The sequence below is a fragment of the Sinorhizobium sp. GQ132 genome (assembly GCF_059758575.1).
This window is the reverse complement of the sequence record NZ_JCAXDX010000010.1, coordinates 139,954-162,803: the sequence shown is the minus strand read 5'-3', so window position 1 is coordinate 162,803 and position 22,850 is coordinate 139,954. Positions and strand designations below refer to the sequence as shown.

The following is a 22,850-nucleotide window of genomic DNA, read 5'->3' as shown; positions in this document are numbered from 1 at the left end:
GGAAACGACCATGAACCCGATTCGCATTGCAAAAAGCTGGATCAACTACCGCCGTACCGTTGCCGAGCTGGGCAGCCTTTCCAACCACGCTCTGAACGATATCGGCATTACCCGCTACGACATCCGCAACATTGCGGCTCGCTCCTTCCGTTAATCGGATCGAGCATTGCTTGGCTTGAAGACGGCGCCCTCGGGCGCCGTTTTCGTTTCTTGGAAGCGACGGATGCCTGTGGTAGGAAGCCGCCCATGAACAAAACGACGTCCTCCCATTCGCCCATCCACATCATTGGCGGCGGCCTCGCCGGGTCGGAAGCCGCCTGGCAGATCGCCGAAGCGGGCGTGCCGGTCATCCTGCATGAAATGCGCGGCGTCCGCGGCACGGATGCGCACAAGACCGAGAGCCTCGCCGAACTCGTCTGCTCGAACTCTTTCCGCTCCGACGATGCGACCAGCAATGCCGTCGGCGTGCTTCATGCGGAGATGCGTCTTGCGGGCTCGCTCATCATGCGATGCGCCGATCTCAACCAGGTGCCCGCAGGCGGTGCGCTCGCCGTCGATCGCGAAGGCTTTGCCGAGGCCGTCAGCGCAGCGATCGCAGACCACCCGCTGATCACGGTTCTGCGGGAAGAGGTCGGGGGCCTGCCGCCGAAGGACTGGGATCTCGCCATCATTGCGACGGGCCCGCTTACAGCACCGGCCCTCGCCGAGGCGATCCGCGCGGAGACCGGCGCCGATGCCCTGGCCTTCTTCGACGCCATCGCACCGATCGTCCATGCCGACACGATCGACATGGATATCTGCTGGCATCAGTCGCGCTACGACAAGGTCGGCCCAGGCGGCACGGGCAAGGATTATATCAACTGCCCGCTCACACAGGAGCAGTATGACGCCTTCGTCGATGCGCTCATCGCCGGAGACAAGGCCGGCTTTAAGGAATGGGAAGGCACACCCTATTTCGACGGCTGCCTCCCGATCGAAGTCATGGCAGAGCGCGGCCGCGAGACCCTGCGTCACGGGCCGATGAAGCCGATGGGCCTCACCAACGCCCATAATCCCTCGGTCAAGCCCTATGCCGTGGTTCAGCTTAGGCAGGACAACGCGCTCGGCACGCTCTACAACATGGTCGGCTTCCAGACGAAACTGAAATACGGCGCGCAGGGCGAAGTCTTTCGGATGATTCCGGGGCTCCAAAACGCCGAGTTTGCGAGGCTCGGCGGCCTGCACCGCAACACCTATATCAACTCGCCGACGCTCCTCGACAATTCGCTGACGCTCAAGACACGTCCGGGCTTGCGCTTTGCCGGCCAGATAACCGGCTGCGAGGGCTATGTGGAAAGCGCGAGCATCGGCCTGCTGGCGGGCCGCTTCGCCGCGGCGGAACGCAAAGGCGCCTCACCCGTCCTACCTCCCGTGACCACGGCCTTCGGTGCTCTCCTCAATCACATCACCGGCGGCCACATCGTCTCCGACGACGAACCGGGCAAGCGCTCGTTCCAGCCGATGAACATCAATTTCGGGCTGTTTCCGCCGCTCGAACCGGGCGCCCTGACGAGGCCGGAGGGTGCCAAACGCTTCCGTGGCAAGGAGAAGGCACTCGCAAAGAAGCAGGCGATGGCGTCACGCGCGCTGAGCGATTGCGCAAGCTGGCTCGGCAACGCCGTCTGACGAGCGACGAGAACTCCTTTGCGGATTCAGCCGGTCAGTCCAGACCCTGCGCCGCGTCACCCGGTGCTTCCAACTCCGATTTCGGACTGAAGGTGCCGAGCAGCCAGAGCGAAACCTCGGCTGCCTCGGCGGCCGTCCGAAACTCGAACGCGTTGTCCAGATAGGCGAAATCCGGGAAGTGGACAATCAGCCCGCGCCCACTCTCGGACGTGTTGACCCGCACCTTGCCGGGCTGAATGACGTGGCAGACATAATGCGTGCCGTGCGATTGTATGAATCCGGCCTTGCCATCGTGCAGCCGCAGGAAGATCGCCGTTCTGTCGACGGTCGAATGCAGCGCCCGGATCGCTTCGTCCGGGAATGCCCGGCCGAATTCCACGATCGCCAACCCGGCATCCGGATTGTCGGCGTCGCGCTCGGCGCGTGCGTTCATCCGAATATAAAATACGCAGACGGCGGCGATCGCCACCAGGAGCAGTAACCAAAGCATCGCGTGGGTCCTTTGATCGCGACGGGATTTCGATTGAGAAAGGTCATATCCCGCGAGACTTGCGCCAGCGTGACGGGCGAGCGCCTAGCGAATGAATCCTCGTCCAAGACGCGCGCTGTAGCACTTTTCGAAGGACTGTAATCTCTGCTCCTTCATCCCTGTGCTCATCACGGGGTGAGAGCAGCGCCGCGTCTGCGGCGCGGGGAGAGTTCTTTCAGCCCAAGGACTTGGTCTGGCTGCATTCCTGTGACAAGCACAGGAATGAGGGACCGGGGATGTGCGGCCAATACAACTCCGTTACGAATATGCGAGGGAACGGTCAACCTGTCACGCAATGAAAGGTCACGTCTACATTCTCGCGTCCAAACGAAGCGGGACGTGGTATACGGGCGTGACTTGGGGCCCTCCGCGCCGCCTCGCTATCTTCACGGTTTATGAAACGCGCCGAGGAGCGCGCCCTCTCCACCTCATCCCTGTGCTCGTCACAGGGATCCAGCAGCGCCGCGTCTGCGGCGCGGGAAGCGTTCTTTCAGCCCAAGGACTTGGTCTGGCTGGATTCCTGTGACAAGCACAGGAATGAGGGCCGGGATGAGCGGCTACTACATTCTCGCATCGAGGCGAAACGGGACGCTGTATACGGGCGTCACTTGGGCCCTTCCGCGCCGCCCCGCTATCTTCATGGTTTATGAAACGCGCCTAGGGACCGCACCCTCTCCACCCTCATCCTGTGCTCGTCACAGGGATGAGGCGATCAACAAGCGGCGGCGGGTATCTCAGCGGGCCTTCGTCTAAAACTGCCGGCGCCGGCTCGCCCGCCACATCCGCCATTGCCGCTGCCATTGCGGCGGCCGCAGTGGCTGACGGAGGATTCGTACTCCGGCGGCCTCCGCGCGATCGAACACCGGTTCGGCAAGGGCCACGGGAAGGAAAGCGGAGAAATTCCGGGCGGAGATCGCGCCTGCACTTTCACGTGCCTTGGCGAGATGATCGCGACCGAGGCCGCAGAAGGCGCGAACGGCCCTTTCGATCGCACTCTCGTCGGTTCCGGCAAGAAGCGTTTCCCGGTCGAGGCCCGTTGCGCTCAAAAGCTCGGCAGGAAGATAGACCTGCCCACGCCCGGTATGAACCGGCAGAAGCAGCAGGAGACCGGCGACCGTCTGAGCAACCCCGGCATGACCGGCTGCGTCTGACGATTTCGCAGCATTTTCGGGGTCCAGGATGAGAGATGAAAGCTGAATGAGCGCCGATGCGGTTTCACCGGCATAGCCCTCCAGCGCCGCCCTGTCCTGCATCGGGTCGTCGTAAAGATCGAAAATGCGTGCATCGATCATATCCTGCAGGACGCGGACAGGAAGGTGATGCTCGCGGATGCAACGCAGCAGCGCTTCGGCCAGCGGATGCCCCGCGCCGTCCGACTGCTGGTTTTCGAGAATGTCACGCCACCACTGCAGCCGGATCTCGCCGGGAAGCGGCTCCTTGACCGTGTCGCGGACGCGGGCGATCTCCGCGTAAAAGGCATAGAGCGCCGCGAGCGAGTGGCGCTTCTCCGCAGGAGAAAGCAGACAGGCCAGGTAGCGATCGCGGTCGGTGTCCCGCAAGGTTGCGAGAATCTGATCATCGGACTGTTGCACGCAGGGTTTCCTTCGAACGCCTCACACCGCGATCAATGCCGCGGCGACGGCCCGCGATTCCGCCAGCATTACGTTATAGGTCCGCACCGCCGCCCCCGTGCTCATCGGATCGGACGAGATGTTGGCGGCCCTGAGCGCCTCCTTCAGGTCTCCCGGCAAAGGACGGATTTCCCGGCCGGTGCCGACGAGCAGCACCTCGACGTCACGCGCCTCATCGAAGATGCGCTGGAATTTCGCGACCGCGAGCACGTCGCCTTCGGCAACGTCCCAGGCGTAGATGCCGGAAGGCAACATCAGAACCGACCCGCGATGCGACATGTCGGCGAAGCGGAAGCCGCCATTGCCGTAGGCGTCGACAGGCGCGCGTCCCGGAAAGTGCGCTTCGCGCATTTCGATCCCTTTTGCCATGGTCACACCGCACCCTTTGCTTCCGTCTCCGACGAGGCATCCCGGTCCGCCGGATCCTCCGTGCCTCCAAGACGATTGTTTCGGCGATTGAAGAGGATGAGCAGCGGTCCCGCGATATAGATCGAGGAAACGGTGCCCACAAGCACACCGAATATGAGTGTCGCGCTGAAGGACTGGACGAGACCACTGCCTCCGAACAGATACAGCGCAACGAGAGCAAGGAGCGTCGTCAAGGCGGTCAGGACGGTCCGCGACAGGGTCTGGTTGATCGACGTGTCGATCAGGACGGAAAGCGGCATCCTTCGATAGCGCACCAGATTCTCCCGGACTCGATCATAAATCACCATGGTGTCGCTCAGCGAGTAGCATACGATCGTCAGCAGCGCTGCGATGCTGGCGAGATTGAATTCGATGCCTGTCACGACGAGGAACCCGAGCGTCAGCAGGACATCATGCAAGGTCGCGACGATGGCTCCGACGGCAAATCGCCGGCCGAAGCGGAGCCACACGTAAAGCAGCACGGCCAGCACGGCAACGGCAACGGCGAGCGACCCTGCCCTCGTCAACTCGCCGGAAACCCCGGGGCCAACCACCTCGACACGCCGGAAGACATACTGATCCTCGAGTTCGGAGCGAACCAGCCCGACGGCCGTCTGCTCGGCATTGTCGCCGGCTTCCTGCGACGGGATACGGACGAGAACGTCTCGCGCCGATCCAAGTTCCTCGACTTGAACGTCTCCGAGGTTCAATTCATCGAGACGGGCACGGATGTCGGCACCATCGGCGACGCCGGTCCGTGCCCTCAATTCGATGACGGAGCCGCCCCTGAAATCTGCTCCCATGTTGAGCCCGAGGCTCGTCAGGAGAACCAGCGAAGCGAGCGACAATGCTGTCATCAGAATGAAGATCGGATTGCGGATCGCCATGAAACGGAAATCCGCCCGACTGAAAAATCCCGTCCGGATGCCGCGCGGCAGACGCCGCGGCAGGCGGCGGCGATACCACCCGCGAATGAGGCGGCGTGTCAGGCTGTGCGCCGTCAGAATGGTGGTGACGCTGCCGATGGCAAGCGTAACCGCAAAACCCCGAATAGCGCCCGACCCGAGATAGAGGAGGATTACGCCCGCGATGAATATCGTCAGATTCGCATCGACGATGCTCCTCAAGACGCGCTCGAATCCGTCGTCCAGCGCCCTTCGCAAGGGTTTACCGCTGGTACGCGCTTCTTCCCTCAGCCGCTCATAGATGAGAACGTTCGAGTCGACCGCAATTCCGATCGTGAGGATGATCCCGGCAATTCCGGGCAATGTCAGCGTGGCGCCGGTGACGGACAGGACCGCGATGATCAGCACGACGTTGACGATGACGGCAATGACGGCGACGACACCGAAGAAGCCGTAGAAGCCAATCATACAGGCGGCGACGGCAATGGCCGCGATCAGGCCCGCCGTGAGGCCGTTTGCCACCGCGTCGGCGCCGTCCTCGGGACCGACGGTACGCTCTTCGATGACGGTCAGCGAAACGGGAAGCGGGCCGGCGCGCATCAGGGCGGCAAGGTCGTTCGCCCCGTCCTCCGAGAGATTTCCGGCAATCCGGACGCTATCACCGGAAAGCGCGCCGTCTAGAACGGACGTCGAGATAACCTGCCCGTCGAGCACGATCGCGAACTGCTTCCGTGGATCCGACTGCAGGACCGGCGCGATCCGTGCGGCAGCCCCGGCGGTAATCCTTGCATTGACGACAGGTTCGCTCGTTGCCGGATCGAAGCCCGGCTGCGCCTCGACGAAGTCCGGTGCCGCAGCAAAGGCGTGTCTCTCGACCAGGTAGGGTATTGGTGGATCGTCCAGCGAATAGAGGACCTCGGACCCGGCAGGCGGCCTCGTATCCACGGCCTGTTGTGCCGGCATCGAGGAATCCAGCCACTTCAGGGCGACATCTCCTCGCTGTCCGAGGAGATCCTTCAATCTTTGCGGCTCGTCCAGACCGGGGACCTGCACGCTCAGCCGGTCACCTCCGCGACGCTCTATGATCGGCACGACGGCGATGACTTCGCCGACCCGCCGGCGTACGACCTCGATGGACTGGGCGACGGCATCTGAGACCCTGAGATCTATGCCCTCGTCCGTCAGGCGAAGCCGAAGCGTGTCGCTGGTCGCGCTTCCCTCATAGACCAGTTCCTGTATGGAACTCCCGAAAAATCCGCCCTGTCGAACAGGGGCGACCAACGCCTTCAGCGCGTCGCGTGCCGCTGGTGCTTTCGTTGCATCGCGGAGACGAAACTGCAGGCTCTGCCCGCTTCCGGACAGCCCCGTATAGCGGATATCCGCCTGTCTCAGGGCATCGGCGATCGTGTCGATGGTCGATTGCAGGCGTTCCGCGACGATGTCTTCGCGGCTGACCTTCAGGACGATATGGGAACCGCCCCTGAGATCGAGCCCGAGCGGCACCTGCCGATGCGGCAGCCAGGTCGGCCAGTCGGCAAGCTGCTCTCTGGAAAGGAGATTCGGCAGTGCGAAGGCGAGGCCCGCAAGAACGACCAGCCAGATGAGAATGTTCTTGAACGGCGACAACCTGGGCATATTTCGAAATGCTCCAACCGCCGGTCTCTGCCGGTCGCGGCCCTTGCCTTAACCACGGTGATTTTGGCCTCGCGTCGGTCCAAAATCAAACCGTGATCGATGCCGATAGCAAGCGCGGTATGCGGGCAAAACCGCGCACGCTTCTTCACGTTCCCGCGCCGGAGTTATTCCTTGACGGGCTCGCCCTTCACGCGAACTTCGGATACGCCGCTGCGCACAACGCGGACTTTGGTGCCCTCGGCGATCTCCACCTCGAGCTCCGTATCGTCGACGACCTTGGTCACCTTGCCGACGATGCCGCCGCCGGTGACGACCTGGTCGCCGCGCCGGATGTTCTTCAGGAGCTCTTCGCGGCGCTTCATCTGCGCACGCTGCGGTCGGATGATCAGGAAATACATCACCACGAAAATCAGCAGGAATGGCAGGATGGACATCAGAATATCGGCGCCGCCGCCCCCAGGGGCCGCCGTCTGCGCGAAAGCTTCGGTAATAAACATCGATCACTCCTTGAGTTCAAATTGCGCGCTTGCCCCCGCGGCAAACCTGCCGGAATATAGGCAAGCCGTCCCGTAACGCAAATCGTCGGTACACTTCCCCGTTTCTCCTGCCTCTGGCACAAATTCCGCAGCAGGAGAACCCCCTGGTTGCAGGCTGCCGGTCTTTTCCAGCGCAAACCGCCGTGCTACCGAGAAAAACGCCGCCGGCGGCAGCTTCAACGGATTCGACCGGAGGATGAACGTCGCGGCGATTCAAGGATTTGGGTTAAGCCGGCGCACGCCCGTTATCGCGCGGGTCGGCCGCTCATGTTCGAAATCCAGCCTGCCGGAGATAGATGAAATGCCCGAAAGCAAGATCGACGTCCTGCTCAACGAAATACAGAAGCTTTCGGCCGCGATGGAGCGCATCGCCGGACCGGCATATGCCGTCAACGACTGGCATGAGGCGGAGTGTTTCGTCTGGGCACCGGCCACGCGCCACCTGCAGCCCGTCCCTAACCCGAATCGCATCGATCTCACGCTCATTACCGGCGTCGACCACGTCCGCGACATTCTCTTCGACAACACGCTTCGCTTCGCTGACGGCTATCCGGCAAATAACGTGCTCCTGTGGGGCGCCCGCGGGATGGGCAAATCGTCGCTGGTCAAGGCCGTTCACGCAAAGGTCGCCCAGGACACCGGAAGCGCACTCAAGCTCGTCGAAGTCCACCGGGAGGATATCGCCACCCTGCCCGTGCTGATGGAAATCCTGAAGGCGGCGCCGATGCCCGTGATCGTCTTCTGCGACGATCTCTCCTTCGATCACGACGATACCTCCTACAAGTCGCTGAAGGCGGTGCTCGACGGAGGCGTCGAGGGGCGGCCGGCAAACGTTCTGCTCTATGCGACGTCCAACCGCAGACACCTGCTTCCCCGCAACATGATGGAAAACGAGCAATCCACCGCCATAAACCCCTCGGAAGCCGTCGAGGAAAAGGTGTCGCTGTCCGACCGCTTCGGGCTTTGGCTCGGTTTCTACAAATGCAGCCAGGATGACTATCTGGCGATGGTCGACGGATATGCGCAGTACTTCAAATTGCCTCTCGAGCCGGAACCGCTGCATGCCGAGGCTCTTGAATGGGCCACGACGCGAGGGTCGAGGTCCGGCCGCGTCGCATGGCAATTCATTCAGGATCTGGCCGGTCGTCTGCGCAGAAAGCTCGACACTCCTGCGTAATCGCACTTGCCGTCTGCCGGCGTGCTCGCAAAAGCGCCGCGCGTCTTGCCAGACACGCGGCGCTTTCGATTTGCGCATAAGCCGGAAGCGACCGGTGCCACGGCTTATTCCAGATAGGTCGCAGGGTTGACCGGGGTCGCATTCTTGCGCACCTCGAAGTGAACTTGTGGCCGGGTCGCTCTGCCTGTCATGCCGGAGGATGCGAGCGTCTGGCCGCGCTGGACTTTCTGACCGCGTTGAACCTTGAGTTCGGCAGCGTTGCCGTAAACCGTCACCGTACCGTCGTCGTGGCGCACCAGAACGGCATTGCCGAGTTCTTTCAGGCTGCTGCCCGAGTAGATCACGACGCCGTTCTCGGCTGCCTTGATGGGCGTCCCCTCCGGCACCGAAATGTTGATGCCATCGTTTCGGTTGCCGTCGACATTGGCGCCATAGGCCGCGACGACCGCGCCACGGACTGGCCACCGGTACTTTCCGATTCCGGTCGATTTCGGAAGATCCTCGTCACCATCCGACCGGATGGCGACCTCCGAAACGCTTTCCTTGGCGGCAGGCGCTTTGGATTCGGTCAGCTTGCCCTGCTCGGTCGAAGCCGCCTGGGCCTCGTTCTTCTTGGCCGAAACAGAAGCCGTGACCACCGCATCGGTCGCCGGCGTTTTCGCCGAAGCGCTCGGGATGTTGAGTTTCTGCCCGATGCGGATGGCTTCCGTCGTAAGCCCGTTCGCCTGCTTCAGGGCAGCGACCGAAACGCCGTTCGCCTTGGCGATACGGTTGAGCGAGTCGCCCGGCTTGACCGTATAGGCACCATCTCCACCGCCCTCGCCGGCGCTGTTGAGCTTGCCCGCCGCGACATCGCTGCGGCTTTCGCTCTTTTCACGCGACTGGGACTGGCCGGGGAGGATCGCCACCTCGCGCTGATCGGTCGGCAGCGGAGACGGACGCTTCTTGCCGCCCTCCACGTCGGCGATCGAACCCGACGCGGCCGCCTTTGCGGCGCTGCCTGCCGTACCGAACGCCGGAATGACGAGCCGCTGACCCGGCTCTACCTGGCTTGCCGATTTCAAGCCATTCGCCTTCAGTATCTCCTTCTCGGGGACGCCGAAGCGTCTGGAGAGAACGGCAACCGTGTCGCCTTGACGGACCATGATGGTCGGCGCGTTGGAGGCGCTCCAGCCACCCTTGCTGGGAATATCCTTGGCAGCCCCCGCCAGCGGCTCCGCCTTCGGGAGGGCAGCAGCCTGCGACGCGAGGGAGGCGGTCTGAACCTGCGGCTGCCGAGATGCGGAGGATGGTTCATCGAGGCTCGTTCGCTGAACGCTCATCGGCGTCGATGCGACACGGGCGCTGGATACCGGCGAGGCCGCCGCCGTGTTGTAGCCTCCGTTGCCGCCGCCGGAGGGATAGGATTGACCGAGCGCTGCGTTGTTCCCGTAGGAGGGCGCCGCACCGCCGCTCGCGACATCGCCTCTCGGTACCGTACTCGAGCCCTGCGGGATCGCACCCGTCATTATGTCGTCGGACCGCGAAAAGAGCCCGCCGAAGCGGCTGGCGTCAGAACTGCAACCGGTCGCTACACCCGCAAGCAGGATCGCCGCACAGAGACGGATCATGGACTTGCCTGCCTGGGGAGATACAAATTTACGCATGACGCTTTACCCACTCCGAACGCAACTCGCTGTAGAAGGATTAAAGCGCATTAGAGTTACCGCCCGGTTAAAGACGGCACCACTTTGGCGAAATGCTAACCATAGCCGCGCCGAACCGGGCGTTTTCCGGTCATACGCGCGCTGCGGAACCCGGATACGGTTCGCCAGAGCGCCTCCGGGAAAAGTGTGTAACGGTTTCCGTCCGGAAGTGCGCAATTCCAAAAGTGGCAGGGCGTTTCACTGTTTCAGCGAAACAGTGAAACACCCTATAGCAGCTCGGAATAAAGCCGTTCGATTTCCGTCATCGGTCTCGGCTCGGGCGCATTTACCTCATAGCTGATATTGGACGCATCCCAGGCGAAAAAGGCGCGCTCTGCCGGCGACATCGTGGTCGAGGCCGGCGAAGGGGCAATCTTGTCTTCTTCGAGAAAGACGCTGACCAGGTTCTCGAATTTGGCATCTATGTCGAGGCCGCTGTCAGCATCATAGTCGAGCGAGCGCAGGCCCGCGACCGCCGCTTCGCGCGTCCCGAAATAGCGCAGGCTGTTCTGATCCTCCGGGCGAAGGCCGTCATAATAGTCGATGAAGGCCCGGTAATATGCCCTGTAGTCACCGGTTTCTGCGAGCTTGCCGAACGCCTGGTACTCGCGTGCCGCAAGTTGCGGCGAAAGACGATTGTTCCACTCGTCCTTCGTAAGCGGCGGCAATTTCTCAGGCGTTCTTTTTGCCCGGCCGAGATAGAGCAACGCGTCGGCGGACAGCGAAATGCGCGGTGTCGGGTCGACGAAGCCCGCAGGCGCAACCAGCGCCCCGCTCTCGCCCTTGTCTGCGGCACCGGCCTGGTCGGCCGAACGCCCGGCGAGATTTCCCAAGCCATCACCGGACGCAGCGGCAGCGTTCAACCTGTTCTCGATCTGCATATGCCGTCTCCGTCTGTCGCATGACGACCGCGATGCGGAGCAAATGCGTACTCCGCGTCATCTCATGCCGCCCCGGCCTGGATCACGATGATTTCAGGTCGGGTACCTAAAGAGGGAAGCTTGCGCGGGGCTGGAGCGGGTTAAGATTGTATTAACCCGCTTCCGGGAGGCGCACGAGATCACGATGCTTCAGGTCGGGTCGGCCTAAAAACATGAACGTCATCGATTCCAAAAAATTAGACTAAAGGAACGACGCTACCTGTGGGACGATCGGGAGGTAAGGCGCATCGAACAGGTCTTCCCGGTCGAAGCGGCTACCGGTGCGGTTGACGCGAACGATGCGGCAATGCGTTTCGCTCATCATGATCGGCACCAACAGCGTGCCGCCGGAGACGAGATGATCGGAGAACGTCCGGGGAAGGCTGTTGAACGCGGCGGTAATGAGGATCCGGTCGAAGGTGCCCTCACCCGGCACTCCTGCGCTGCCATCGGCCTGGCGGACGACGACGTTGCGCACGCCCGCCTTCTCGAGGTTTTTCTGCGCCGATGCGACGAGTGTCTGGTACCGCTCGATCGTCAGTACGCGCTCGGCGATCCGCCCCATCACGGCGGCGGTAAAGCCGCTGCCGGTTCCGACCTCGAGTATACGCTGGCCCGGCTTGAGATTGAGACAATGCAGAAGCCGCACGGCCATGTCGCAGCCCTCCATGAACGAGCCGCAATCGAGCGGAATCAGCCGCTTGGAGTAGACTTCGTCCTGGTATTGCGGCGGAGCGAAGAGCGTCCGCGGCGTCTGCTCCACAGCCTTCAGCAGCTCATGATTGACGATGCCGCCCGAGCGAAGCCGCAGCGCCATCGCTGCAAACCCCTCCTGCTGCGAAATTCGTCCGCTCAAGCGACACTTCCTTCCCGCAATGCCCGCGCGATGCGCTCCTGAGCGGCATGATCGGTCATGTCCAGTTTAAGCGGGGTTACCGAAATCCTGTTGTCTCGAAGAGCCCTGATGTCGGTGCCGGAACGGAAATCGCCGGCACGCTCGCCGAAACGGAGCCAGAAATAGGGAAAGCCGCGTCCGTCCGTGCGCTCGTCGATGCTGAGACCGAATTCGAGCTTGCCCTGCGACGTGACTTCAACGCCCGCAACGGCATCGACGGCGCAGTTCGGGAAGTTCAGGTTGATAAGCGTTCCGTCCGGCAGATCGACTCCCATCAATGTGCGGATGAGCGCCGGTGCGTGCGTCTCTGCTACATCCCAGGGAACGTCGCGGCCAACGGCATATTGAAAGGCCTGGCTGAGTGCGATCGAGCGAATGCCCTGCAGCGTTCCCTCGATGGCGCCGGCCACGGTTCCGGAATAGGTGACATCGTCGGCAAGATTTGCGCCGACATTGACGCCGGAAAGGACGAGGTCGGGCTTGCGATCAAGAATTTTCTTGACCGCCATGATGACACAATCGGTCGGGGTACCCCGGAGCGCAAAGCGCCGTTCGGAAACCGGGCGCAGACGCAGCGGCTCCGAAAGCGTCAGAGAATGGGCAAGCCCGCTCTGGTCCACTTCCGGTGCCACCACCCAAACGTCGTCCGATATCGTCCGGGCGATCCGTTCCAGCACGGAGAGGCCCTCGGCGTGAATGCCATCGTCATTCGTCAGCAGGATGCGCATTGCCGGTCTTCTTCCGCTTCATTCGTGCTAGGCCGATTTCTCGATCCGCCGCAGGCCGCCCATATAGGGCACAAGGACGTCCGGCACCGTGATCGAGCCGTCGTCATTCAGGTAGTTCTCGATGACGGCAATCAGCGCCCGGCCGAGCGCGACGCCGGATCCGTTGAGCGTGTGGACGAACTTCGTCCCCTTCTCTTCTTTCCCGCGGTAACGTGCGTTCATCCGACGGGCCTGGAAATCGCCGCAGACGGAGCAGGAGGAAATTTCGCGATAGGCGTCCTGCCCCGGCAACCAGACCTCGAGATCATAGGTCTTTCGCGCGCCGAACCCCATATCGCCGGTGCAGAGCGTCATGACGCGGTAGTGCAGGCCGAGGCGCTTGAGCACCTCCTCGGCACAAGCGGTCATGCGCTCGTGCTCGTCGATCGAACTTTCGGCGTCGGTGATCGACACCAGTTCGACCTTGTTGAACTGATGCTGGCGCAACATGCCGCGGGTGTCACGACCGGCGGAACCGGCCTCGGAGCGGAAGCACGGGGTCAGCGCAGTGAAGCGCAACGGCAGTTTCTCACCGTCGAGAATCTGCTCCCGCACCATGTTCGTCAGCGGCACTTCCGCAGTCGGGATCAGCCAGCGCCCGTCGGTCGTGCGGAAGAGATCGTCGGAGAATTTCGGCAACTGGCCGGTGCCGTACATCGCATCGTCGCGGACGAGCAAGGGCGGCTGAACCTCGATGTAACCATGCTCCCCGGTGTGCAGATCGAGCATGAACTGGCCGAGTGCCCGCTCGAGCCGGGCGAGCTGGCCCTTCAGGATGGTGAAGCGCGACCCGGCAATCCGGGCCGCTCCCTCGAAGTCCATCAGTCCCAGCGCCTCGCCGATCTCGAAATGCTCGAGAGGCTTGTGATTCCAGCCGGGCTTGGCGCCGACGACCCGCGTCACGACATTGGCGCTTTCGTCCGCGCCGACGGGCACATCGTCGAGCGGCGTATTGGGGATGCGCGACAGCGCGTCCGAGAGCTCGGCCTCGATCTGACGGCTTTCCACTTCGGCCGCCGGCAAGGCATTCTTGAGGTCGGCGACTTCGGCCTTGAGCCTGTCGGCCAGCTCGCTGTTCTTCTGGGCCATCGCCGCGCCGATCTCCTTCGACGCAGCATTGCGCCGCGACTGCATGTCCTGCAGGGACTGGAGGACTGCGCGGCGACGTTCGTCAAGTGCGATCAGGGACGCCGACAACGGCTCCGCACCCCGTTTCGCCAGGGCGTCGTCGAGCCTGTCTGCATTCTCACGGATCCATTTGATATCGAGCATAGTCGTTCCACGCGTTAGTTGCTGCAGGACGTCGGAGCCGCTTACGGCGAAATCCTGCAGCGATTCAGAATGCCACAGCGCCCCTTGCGCGTGCGAGGAGCGAGGGCGCCGTGAACGGCGCAAGACGTCCGCGGTCAGCCCTTGGCGGGGTCAGCCGTCTCGGACGAGCTTTCCTGCTCAGAGGCAGCCTCGCGCTCGAGGGCCTCGGCAGCCCTTCGCCTTTCGACGAGTCGCGCCGTGTAGATTGAAATTTCGTAGAGAAGGATGGCTGGCAGCGCAAGGCCGATCTGGGAAACCGGATCCGGCGGCGTCAGAACCGCTGCGACCACGAAGGCGATCACGATCGCGTATTTGCGCTTCTCGGCGAGGCCCTGGGCGGTGACGAAGCCGACACGCGCGAGGAGCGTCGTGATGACCGGCAACTGGAACACCAGACCGAAGGCGAAGACCAGGGACATGATGAGGCTGAGATACTCGGACACCTTCGGCAGGAGCTGGATCGCAACCTGCCCTTCGCCGCCGCCCTGTTCCATGGCGAGGAAGAACCACATGACCATCGGCGTGAAGAAGAAATAGACCAGCGCGCCGCCAAGCAGGAACAGGAGTGGCGAAGCGACCAGGAATGGCAGGAAGGCAGCGCGTTCGTTCTTGTAAAGGCCGGGTGCAACGAACCTGTACACCTGCGAGGCGATGACCGGAAATGCGATCACCAGCGCACCGAACATCGCGACTTTGATCTGCGTGAAGAAGAACTCCTGCGGCGCCGTGTAGATGAGCTCGACGTTGCGGTGGCTGAGCCCGGCCCAGCTCACGGCCCACTTGAACGGCAGAACAAGGAGGTTGAACAGCTGCTTGGCAAAATAGAAGCAGACGAGGAACGCCACGAAGAATGCGCCCACCGCCCACATCAACCGCGTGCGCAGTTCGATCAGATGCTCGATAAGCGGCTGCGGCCGGTCCTCGATATCGCGGCTCATGCGTCACCTTTCTTGCGCGAAGCCGCGCGCGTCTTCGACTTGCTCGCAGCCGGCGCTTCGCCCGGCGCCTGGCGCGCCGGCGACTTCTTCGGCGCCGTTTCGCCTGCGGCCTTCTTCGTGACGGAAGCGCCCGACTTCTTCGACTGCGCTCTGGACTTGGCGGCAGGTTCCGGTTCGCTCGCCTTCGGCGCGTCGGCGGCACGGTCCATCTGTCTCGATGCCGAGCTCACCGCTGCCGCCGCCACCTTATCCGTGGCTACTGCCGCCGTTTCGCCGGCGGCGTCGGTACTGACCGGTTCGACCAGCGGTTCGGGCGTCGTGGAGGCTGGCGGCCTGTCGGGCGTGGTCGCCTTCTGCAGATCGGACTTGATCTCGTTACCGAGCTGCCGCAGCGGATTCATCGCATCCCGCAATGCCGCGGTCGGATTGAGGCTTTGCGCATCGCTGATCGTCTTGCGCACGTCGTCAAGATCGGCTTCACGCAGCGCCTCGTCGAACTGCCGCCGAAAATCGGACGCCATGCCGCGCATCTTGGACGTCATCCGTCCAAACGCGCGCAGCATCGGCGGCAGGTCCTTCGGACCGACGACGATGATCAAGATGATTGCGATAACAACAAGCTCGGTCCAGCCGATATCAAGCATCCGACGCGCCCTAAAAACCCGTGATACGGGCTACCGGGTGCTGTCGCACCCAGTCCCGTCAGCCTCCGACCGTCAGCGGACTTCGTCAGATTTGTGGTCGACGGTCTTGCCGTCGATCGATTTGTCGGCCGAAGCAACCTCGTCGTCGCCCATGCCCTTCTTGAAGTTCTTGATGCCCTTGGCAACGTCGCCCATCAACTCGGGGATCTTGCCGCGGCCGAACAGCAGCAGAACCACCGCCAGGACGATCAGCCAATGCCAGATACTAAAGGAACCCATCCACTTACTCCCTCGAGACCCTAAACAGATTAGAGCCCAGCACGTTGTCATTTTTCAGGCGCACCCTCCGGGCACGCCATCCTCTTGGCGGACCCTAAGGTGTTGATGCGTCTTTTTCAAACACCAATATGTCGCGCTCGTTAACGGAAAGCGTGACGTCACGCAATCCTTGCGGCAGCAAATCGGCGCGGATGCGGGCGCGAACGGTACGTTCGGACTGCGGTACGGCGAGTTCCAGAAGCTCCACGACGCCCAGGAAGCGCCGGGATACGATGCGTGCCGGAATTTCTCCACCGGTCTCGTCGAGCCGGATGCCGGAAAGACGCACCGCTACGCTCAGTGGCTGCCCCTCCGTATATTGCCCTGTCGCCACAACCCCCAGCGGCGTTTCGACATGGCCGTCCCGCACGCGCGCATCGAAGACGTTAATTTCCGAGAAGAAGCCGGCAGTGAAGAGATCGCAGGGCTGGCGATAGAGCTCGTCCGCCGTGCCGACCTGCACCAGCCGGCCGTCTTTCAGCAGTGCGATCCGGTCCGCCATACGCATCGCCTCTTCGGCGTCGTGCGTTACGACGATGGCGGTCGCGCGCGTCTCGCGCAGTATGGCCAGCGTGTCGGCGCGGATGGAATCCTTCAGACGGGAATCGAGGCCGGAAAAAGGCTCGTCCATCAAAAGCACCGCCGGCCGCGGCGCAAGCGCACGGGCCAGCGCCACGCGCTGCTGCTCGCCGCCGGAGAGCACATGCGGATACCGCTCGGCATAATGCAGAAGGCCGACCCGCTCCAGCGCGGCATCGGCCTGCAGCAATGCCTTCTTCTTCGGCAATTCGGTCAAGCCGAAACAGACGTTCTCACGGATGGTCATATGCGGGAAAAGGGCAAAGTCCTGGAACATCAGGCCGACGCCGCGTTGCTCCGGCGGAATGAAGATGGAAGGGCCGGATATTTCCTGTCCATTCAGCAGCAGACGCCCGCCCGTCTGCTTCTCGATGCCCGCGGCGATGCGCAACAGCGTTGTCTTGCCGGAGCCGGAAGGTCCGAGCAGGCAGAGCACTTCGCCGGCCTCGGCCTTGAGCGTAACACCCTTGATCGTTTCCTTGGAATGATACCGATGGCTGATATTCTCGAATGCCAGGTTCGCTGCGAACGACACACCCGAGCGCCTCGTCATCGTGACGGCGCCGCTACGCGCATCTGAAACCATGCTTGCATTCCTCGACCCGAAGATCCGGCTCTAACCTAAAGCCGATATCCATACTCAGGATTTTTAATCGTCTTCTTCAGCCTTCGGTGTCAAGAGGCCCAGTTCTTCGAGGTCCATCTGCGTGATGGGATCCTCGTTATCGGCAAACTCGTCGTCGCCGATCGGAACCGGAATGTTCAGATTGGAAGGGACACGCCCGGACAGCAGGCCGGCCCCCTTCAGCTCCTCGATGCCCGGAAGGTCGCGGATCTCTTCGAGGCCGAAATGATCGAGGAAGTCTCTCGTCGTGCCGAAGGTCACCGGACGTCCGGGTGTACGTCGGCGGCCGCGGAACCGCACCCATCCCGCCTCCATCAGCACGTCGAGGGTACCCTTCGAAGTTTGGACGCCGCGGATATCCTCGATCTCTGCCCGCGTCACCGGCTGGTGATAGGCGATGATCGCCAGCACCTCCAGCGCCGCGCGCGACAGTTTGCGGACCTCCTGCTCCTCCGTATTGACGACGAAGGACAGATCCGCGGCAGTGCGGAAGGCCCAATGATCGGCGACCTGAACAAGGTTGACGCCGCTGCCGGCATATCGGCTCTTGAGCCGCGCCATAACGGTTGCGACGTCGACGCCGCGCGGCAGGCGGCCGGCAATATAGGTTTCTGAAACCGGTTGGGCGGAGGCAAATACAAGGGCCTCGGCGATCCGCTCGGCTTCCTGCTCGAGCCTCGGATCGAAAGAGAATTCTTCCTCGTAATCCTCGTCACCCGGCACGAATTTCTGGGCTTCAGCCACGTGCCGCCTCCATCTCCGCCAAGGTTGCCGCATCGATCGGATTTGGCCCGCGCCGCAGATAGATCGGCGTGAAAGCGCCCTCCTGACGAATTTCCAAACGCCCCTCGCGCACCATTTCGAGTGAGGCCGCAAAGGAGCTCGCAATCGCCGTCGCGCGCTCCTTCGGGCTCGTCATGTAGCGGATCAGGAAATGGTCGAGCGCGGTCCAGTCGTCAAGGCTGCCGACCATTCTCGCCAGGATCAAACGGGCATCGCCGAGCGACCAGACATGCCGCCTCTCGATCGTCACCTGGGTTATCGCCTGACGCTGCCTGAGCGTCGCATAGGCGGTCAGCAGGTCGTAGAGCGAGGCGTCATAATCGGACTTCCTCTCCGTGACGATGTGTTCGGGCGCGCCGCGCACGAAGATGTCCCGGCCGAGGCGGTTCCTGTTCACGAGTTTCGTCGCGGCGTCGCGCATCGCCTCCAGACGTTTCAGGCGGAATGCAAGCGCCGAGGCCATCTCCTCGCCCGACGGTCCTTCATCCTTTGCCGGCTGGGGGATGAGCAGGCGCGACTTGAGGTAGGCAAGCCACGCCGCCATGACGAGATAGTCGGCGGCAAGCTCGATACGGATAGACCGTGCCCGCTCGACGAAGGCGATATATTGTTCCGCCAGCGCCAGCACCGAGATGCGGGAAAGATCGACGCGCTGGCTGCGCGCGAGGTGCAGCAAGAGGTCCAGCGGACCTTCGAAGCCGGCGATGTCGACGACGAGTTCGTCCTCGTGCAATCCGCGACGGGCAGACTCGTCCTGCCACAAAGGCTCCATCGGCGCCTTCGCGGAAGGCATTTCCTGCCTTTCGTCCGATTTGCTCACGACCCTGCCCTTTCAGCAACGGACCCGCGCGCCAGGCTCGAGAGCCTAGGCGAGCGCGAACATTGCGTTGAATTCCGCGCGCAGTTCAGCTTCGACCGCGTCGTCCGGTTCCCGGAAAGCAGCCTCGGCAGCCCTCGCCCGGCGGAGCCTCTCGCCGGAGAGAACCGGAACGACATCTGCCACGGCCTTCATTTCTTCCATAATGCCATGACAATGCAAGACGAGATCAAGACCGGCGGCGATTATTCCGCCGGCACGTGCAGTCATGTCGCCGGCAAGCGCATTCATGGAAACGTCGTCGGACATCAGCAGGCCGTCGAAGCCGATGTGGCCCCGGATGATCTCGCGCACGACCTTCGCAGAGGTCGTCGCCGGGTTGTCCGGGTCGATAGCAGTGAAGACCATGTGCGCCGACATGGCCATCGCTTCGTCTTTCATTGCCGCGAAGGGCAGAAAATCGCTGCTCTTCAACTCATCGATACCGGCGCTGACGACCGGCAGGTTGTGATGCGAATCGACGAAGGTCCGGCCGTGACCGGGCATGTGCTTCATCACCGGCAACATGCCGCCCGCCTTCAAACCTTCGCTCATCGCGCGACCGATCGCGGTTACCGTCGCCGGGTCATGCCCATAGGCACGATTGCCGATGACGTCATGGCTGCCGGGTACCGGCACATCGAGTACCGGCAGGCAATCGACCGTGATGCCGAAGCGCATCAGGTCGAAGGCATGCAGACGCCCCATGACCCATGCGGCACGCAAGCCCCGTTCCCTGTCCCGCCGATAGATTTCGCCGATCGCCGCGCCGTTCGGATATTGCTGCACGAGCGGCGGGCGTATGCGCTGAACGCGACCGCCCTCCTGATCGATCAACACCGGAGCCCGGGGGTTGCCGATGCTGTCACGCAGGCTCGCCACCAGGTCGCGGATCTGCTCTTCCTCACCGATATTGCGTCCGAAGAGAATGAAGCCCCATGGGCGCTCGCCCGCAAAGAAATCGTGTTCTTCCTGCGTCAGCGTAAGGCCCTTGCAGCCGGATATGAATGCTTTTGATTCGCTCATACGAAAAGCATACTGCATGTTTCCCTAAAGCGTAGCCGACTTGGCCATATAAACGTGCGGCAATCCCGCAACGAAAACGGGCGCGGCATCCCTGCCGCGCCCGTTTCTTGTTTTCTCTTCTCAGGCTTATTTCGTTACCAGGCAGCTTCCGCCGGCGCTTTTATAGCGAGAGCAAAGCGAATTGGCCTCCTCGCGCGAGCCGACGGGGATCCTGACCCGGTAATAGGTGCCCTTGCCAGCAATCTCCGCCTTGCGGATGTCCACCCCGCGACCGCCGATCACGCCCGCGTACTTCGAGGAGAGATTGTTGTAGCTCTTCTGCGCCTCGGCTTCCGAAGGCAGAGAGGCAATCTGGATCACGTAGCTGCCGGCGGGAACCGAAGCCGTCGCCAATGGTGCGGCTGCCGTTTCGGTTGCAGGCTGGCTTTCCGCGGGGGCAGCGGCCTGCGGCTGAGCGGCCGGGCGTGCCTGCGGCAGCGCGGTCGTCTTTACGCTTCGAACGGGCGTGACCCCTTCGGAGGCTGCAGCGAGCTGATCCGGCTGCGCGGCAGCCGTTGCTTCGGCTTGTGAACCGGCGGCAACGGCTTCACCGGACGCACGGGCCGGGATCGGCGCCGGACCGCCGGCTGTTGCCGCCGCGCTTTCCTGTTGCGGAGCCGGTTCCTCACGGGGGACAAGCGTACCGTCCGGCTTGACGATCATGGTGCGGACCTTGCGCGGTGCAACGGCGGGAACCGCTTCCTCTTCATCGGCGGCATTGCCGGCATCGGTCCCCGGCAGCAAGCGGGCGACCTCGTCGTCGTCGGCGGGCGAAGCACCCGGCAACGTCTCAACGTCTCCACGTCCCTCGAGCGGCAAAGTCTCCGGCGTCAGCGTCCGCTGCACCACGTCCATCGGCTCCTCCGTCGAGGAGACCAGGCTCTGCTGAAGCGGCGCCTTGCCCGAGACGCCGGCAACGCGGTCGTAAACCGCCTTGTCCTGGTTCGGCACAGTCTTGCCGCCCTTCTCCTCGGGCACGACCTTCACCGGCGTCTTGTCCGCCAGGATGATCTTCGGACCATCGCCGGAAAGCACCGCGTTGCTGCCGCCCATCCAGGCGTAGACGGCGGCGCCGCCGACGATGATGATGCCGGCAACGCTGGCAGCCAGCAACATCGAGCGCTGGGACCGCCGGCCATAACCGTCTTCGCGATATTCCTCGGCCTGAGCATGGGGCATCGCCGTCATGCGCTCGGCTTCCTGCGTTGGGCTCCGGCGCTCCGCCATCGATCGCTGGAAGTCTTCCTCCATCGCCTTCTCGAACTCGTCGAAATCATCGGCCGGTGCGAATACAGGATCCGCTTTGTCCGCCGATGCAGCCACGGGTTCGAGGTTAGCGTCGTTCTTGGCAGCAGGCGACGGCGCGCTGAAAAGCTGCGCCATCTCGGCGTCGATATCCAGATCGTAATCGGCCGGATAAGCCGCTGCTTTTTCCTCCGCCTCGACCGGAGGGAGCTGTGGAACGTCCAGTTCGCCGATCGGTGCGACACCGCTTTCGGTCTCGCCGATCATCGCCGGGTCGAAAGGCAAGGCTACGTCGGCGGTTGGCTTTTCGGGCTCCACCGGCACAGGCATGTCCTGCGACGATACCGGCGCTTGATGGACGAATGTCTCGGGCTCGCGTGGCGCGCCCATGGCCTGCAGATAAGGCTGCGCAGGCGTTGCCACGAGCGCCGGGTGCGCTACGGCGGCCTGCGTAGCGACAATACTCGCCGGCGCATCGCCGACCGGGCTGTCCGTAAGATCGAGGTCGAGCGCTATGTCGGCCAGTTCGAGTTCGAAGTCCTCGATGTCGAAGCTCGGCTCGATTTCCGCTTCCGGCATCCGGTTTTCGGGCACCTGAGGCGCTGCTTCCGCACGCATCTCGGGCGCTCGTTCCGGCGACACGCTCTGCACGACGACCGCCGGGCTTGTGGCAGCCGCGCTTGTGGTAGCCGTCTCGACGGTCGGCGTGGCAAAAGCCCGCTGCTGCGAGACGCCGCCTGACGACGCGACGGGAGTCGCGCGGCTGAACGTCGGAGTAAAAGGATAGTTGTTCTTCTTCACGGCCGCCGGAGCGGGCCGATCCTGCATTTCGGCCACGGCCGGGGCAGCGACTTCTGCGGCGGCAGGCACCGGAAAACGCTCGACATCGGTCAGGAGCCGGTCGGCGTCAGTGGAAGCCGACGGTTGCGACGGCATTTCCGGCGGTGCGACGGCAATGTCCGCCAGCTCGTTGCTCTCGACCGCACCGGCGAGATCGCCGGCCATGTCGACATAGACGGGCTCTGCAAGCCCGGCCTGCTCGGCGAGTTTGCCGGCTACGGCCAGCTTGGCGGAAAGCGGCTCCTGCCAGTCGGAGAAGACAGGAACGTCGCTTACGCCGGCAGGTACCACATCCGGCTGGGCGGCGTCGGTCGCATCCGGCGATGCATCGTAGCCAAGCGACAATTCGAGCTCGCGCTCCAGGTCGGCGGCCGGTTCGTCATGGGGCGCTACGGCGACTGCAGCCAAATCCTCGTTCGACGTCCGTTCCACCGGGGTCTCGATCGAAGGCGACGCTGCAACGTCGGCGACCCCATCGAGGGCCGGAGCGACATCGGTGACGACTGCATTCTGAGCGACCTGTTCGTCGAAGACAGAGTGCGGGCCATCGGTCGATACTGGGGCAGACGGATGCTCGACAAGGCCGCTATCGGGCCGAACAGGCGCTGCATGGGGCGTATCGTAGCTATCGAACGCGCGGAGGAGCTCCTCCTCGAGATCGAAGGCCGGCTCGCGCCGCATCGCCTCCTGGTGGCGCTGAAGTTCCTGCAGTTGCTGAACGGCTGGCCGAGCATCGTAACCGACAATGCGGGCAAGTTCGCTCAACGGATCATCATCGGCCAATGGTTCGAATTCTGCCGGCCCGCTTCGTGCGAATTGTTTGTCTGCCATACTCTCCACTCACAACTGCCTGCGTTGAATTGCCAGTGCATTGTGGGGAATTGGTGACACGA

21 protein-coding genes and 1 pseudogene are annotated in these 22,850 nt (G+C 62.9%); 4 read left to right on the top strand and 18 right to left on the bottom strand.

What is annotated here, in order from left to right:
- Window positions 1–10: 10 nt before the first annotated feature.
- On the top strand, window positions 11–154 hold the full coding sequence (locus AC6CIG_RS23190) for a DUF1127 domain-containing protein (protein WP_003529520.1): 144 nt from the start codon (window positions 11–13) through the stop codon (window positions 152–154).
- 92 nt (window positions 155–246) lie between these two features.
- Window positions 247–1,665, top strand: coding sequence for a methylenetetrahydrofolate--tRNA-(uracil(54)-C(5))-methyltransferase (FADH(2)-oxidizing) TrmFO (gene trmFO / locus AC6CIG_RS23185; RefSeq protein WP_127712665.1), 1,419 nt, complete (start codon window positions 247–249; stop codon window positions 1,663–1,665).
- A 34-nt stretch (window positions 1,666–1,699) separates the two neighbouring features.
- Here trmFO and AC6CIG_RS23180 read toward each other — a convergent pair whose 3' ends face one another.
- Complete coding sequence (locus AC6CIG_RS23180) at window positions 1,700–2,155, bottom strand: hypothetical protein (RefSeq protein WP_127712666.1); 456 nt, start codon at window positions 2,153–2,155, stop codon at window positions 1,700–1,702.
- A 588-nt stretch (window positions 2,156–2,743) separates the two neighbouring features.
- Here AC6CIG_RS23180 and AC6CIG_RS23175 point away from each other — a divergent pair.
- Window positions 2,744–2,821, top strand: a pseudogene (locus AC6CIG_RS23175) (GIY-YIG nuclease family protein); the annotation flags it as partial.
- Between the two features lie 122 nt (window positions 2,822–2,943).
- On the opposite strand, the gene AC6CIG_RS23170 reads toward AC6CIG_RS23175, so the two are convergent.
- From AC6CIG_RS23170 to yajC, 4 genes are all read right to left on the bottom strand, one after another.
- Entirely contained in the window at window positions 2,944–3,786 is an 843-nt protein-coding gene (locus tag AC6CIG_RS23170; protein WP_018097720.1) for a phytoene/squalene synthase family protein, read from the bottom strand.
- Between the two features lie 21 nt (window positions 3,787–3,807).
- Window positions 3,808–4,194, bottom strand: a complete 387-nt coding sequence (locus AC6CIG_RS23165) for an Mth938-like domain-containing protein (RefSeq protein ID WP_003529512.1) — start codon at window positions 4,192–4,194, stop codon at window positions 3,808–3,810.
- 2 nt (window positions 4,195–4,196) lie between these two features.
- The gene (gene secDF, locus AC6CIG_RS23160) at window positions 4,197–6,773 is read right to left on the bottom strand and encodes a protein translocase subunit SecDF (RefSeq protein ID WP_127712586.1); all 2,577 of its coding nucleotides are present in this window, start codon (window positions 6,771–6,773) and stop codon (window positions 4,197–4,199) included.
- Window positions 6,774–6,937: 164 nt separating this feature from the next.
- Window positions 6,938–7,270 (bottom strand): preprotein translocase subunit YajC, encoded by a 333-nt coding sequence (gene yajC, locus AC6CIG_RS23155; RefSeq protein ID WP_011975343.1) that lies wholly within the window; start codon window positions 7,268–7,270, stop codon window positions 6,938–6,940.
- A gap of 340 nt (window positions 7,271–7,610) precedes the next feature.
- On the opposite strand from yajC, the gene AC6CIG_RS23150 reads away from it, so the two are divergent.
- Entirely contained in the window at window positions 7,611–8,486 is an 876-nt protein-coding gene (locus AC6CIG_RS23150; RefSeq protein WP_127712585.1) for an ATP-binding protein, read from the top strand.
- A 104-nt stretch (window positions 8,487–8,590) separates the two neighbouring features.
- Here the strand turns inward: AC6CIG_RS23150 and AC6CIG_RS23145 are convergent, their stop codons facing one another.
- The 13 genes from AC6CIG_RS23145 to AC6CIG_RS23085 form a co-directional block, all read right to left on the bottom strand.
- On the bottom strand, window positions 8,591–10,132 hold the full coding sequence (locus AC6CIG_RS23145) for a LysM peptidoglycan-binding domain-containing protein (protein WP_018097724.1): 1,542 nt from the start codon (window positions 10,130–10,132) through the stop codon (window positions 8,591–8,593).
- 266 nt (window positions 10,133–10,398) lie between these two features.
- Window positions 10,399–11,052, bottom strand: coding sequence for a hypothetical protein (locus AC6CIG_RS23140; RefSeq protein ID WP_018097725.1), 654 nt, complete (start codon window positions 11,050–11,052; stop codon window positions 10,399–10,401).
- A 241-nt stretch (window positions 11,053–11,293) separates the two neighbouring features.
- On the bottom strand, window positions 11,294–11,947 hold the full coding sequence (locus AC6CIG_RS23135; protein WP_018097726.1) for a protein-L-isoaspartate(D-aspartate) O-methyltransferase: 654 nt from the start codon (window positions 11,945–11,947) through the stop codon (window positions 11,294–11,296).
- Window positions 11,944–12,714 carry a 5'/3'-nucleotidase SurE gene (surE, locus tag AC6CIG_RS23130; protein ID WP_102762919.1) on the bottom strand — a complete coding sequence of 257 codons (771 nt, stop codon included), beginning with the start codon at window positions 12,712–12,714 and terminating at the stop codon, window positions 11,944–11,946. The genes AC6CIG_RS23135 and surE overlap by 4 nt, the downstream gene beginning before the upstream one ends.
- Before the next feature lie 27 nt (window positions 12,715–12,741).
- On the bottom strand, window positions 12,742–14,025 hold the full coding sequence (serS, locus tag AC6CIG_RS23125) for a serine--tRNA ligase (RefSeq protein ID WP_127712582.1): 1,284 nt from the start codon (window positions 14,023–14,025) through the stop codon (window positions 12,742–12,744).
- 134 nt (window positions 14,026–14,159) lie between these two features.
- Window positions 14,160–15,002, bottom strand: a complete 843-nt coding sequence (tatC, locus tag AC6CIG_RS23120) for a twin-arginine translocase subunit TatC (RefSeq protein WP_018097729.1) — start codon at window positions 15,000–15,002, stop codon at window positions 14,160–14,162.
- The gene (gene tatB, locus AC6CIG_RS23115; protein ID WP_437407757.1) at window positions 14,999–15,646 is read right to left on the bottom strand and encodes a Sec-independent protein translocase protein TatB; all 648 of its coding nucleotides are present in this window, start codon (window positions 15,644–15,646) and stop codon (window positions 14,999–15,001) included. The genes tatC and tatB overlap by 4 nt, the downstream gene beginning before the upstream one ends.
- A gap of 72 nt (window positions 15,647–15,718) precedes the next feature.
- The gene (locus AC6CIG_RS23110) at window positions 15,719–15,925 is read right to left on the bottom strand and encodes a twin-arginine translocase TatA/TatE family subunit (protein WP_003534564.1); all 207 of its coding nucleotides are present in this window, start codon (window positions 15,923–15,925) and stop codon (window positions 15,719–15,721) included.
- 94 nt (window positions 15,926–16,019) lie between these two features.
- Window positions 16,020–17,129: an ABC transporter ATP-binding protein gene (locus AC6CIG_RS23105; RefSeq protein ID WP_338283128.1), complete on the bottom strand. Its 1,110-nt coding sequence runs from the start codon at window positions 17,127–17,129 to the stop codon at window positions 16,020–16,022.
- 63 nt (window positions 17,130–17,192) lie between these two features.
- Complete coding sequence (scpB, locus tag AC6CIG_RS23100) at window positions 17,193–17,912, bottom strand: SMC-Scp complex subunit ScpB (protein ID WP_437407759.1); 720 nt, start codon at window positions 17,910–17,912, stop codon at window positions 17,193–17,195.
- Window positions 17,905–18,744 (bottom strand): segregation and condensation protein A, encoded by an 840-nt coding sequence (locus tag AC6CIG_RS23095; protein ID WP_437407761.1) that lies wholly within the window; start codon window positions 18,742–18,744, stop codon window positions 17,905–17,907. The genes scpB and AC6CIG_RS23095 overlap by 8 nt, the downstream gene beginning before the upstream one ends.
- A 72-nt stretch (window positions 18,745–18,816) precedes the next feature.
- Window positions 18,817–19,851, bottom strand: coding sequence for a beta-N-acetylhexosaminidase (gene nagZ, locus AC6CIG_RS23090; protein WP_437407762.1), 1,035 nt, complete (start codon window positions 19,849–19,851; stop codon window positions 18,817–18,819).
- A gap of 108 nt (window positions 19,852–19,959) precedes the next feature.
- Entirely contained in the window at window positions 19,960–22,788 is a 2,829-nt protein-coding gene (locus AC6CIG_RS23085; protein WP_437412242.1) for an SPOR domain-containing protein, read from the bottom strand.
- Window positions 22,789–22,850 lie beyond the last annotated feature (62 nt).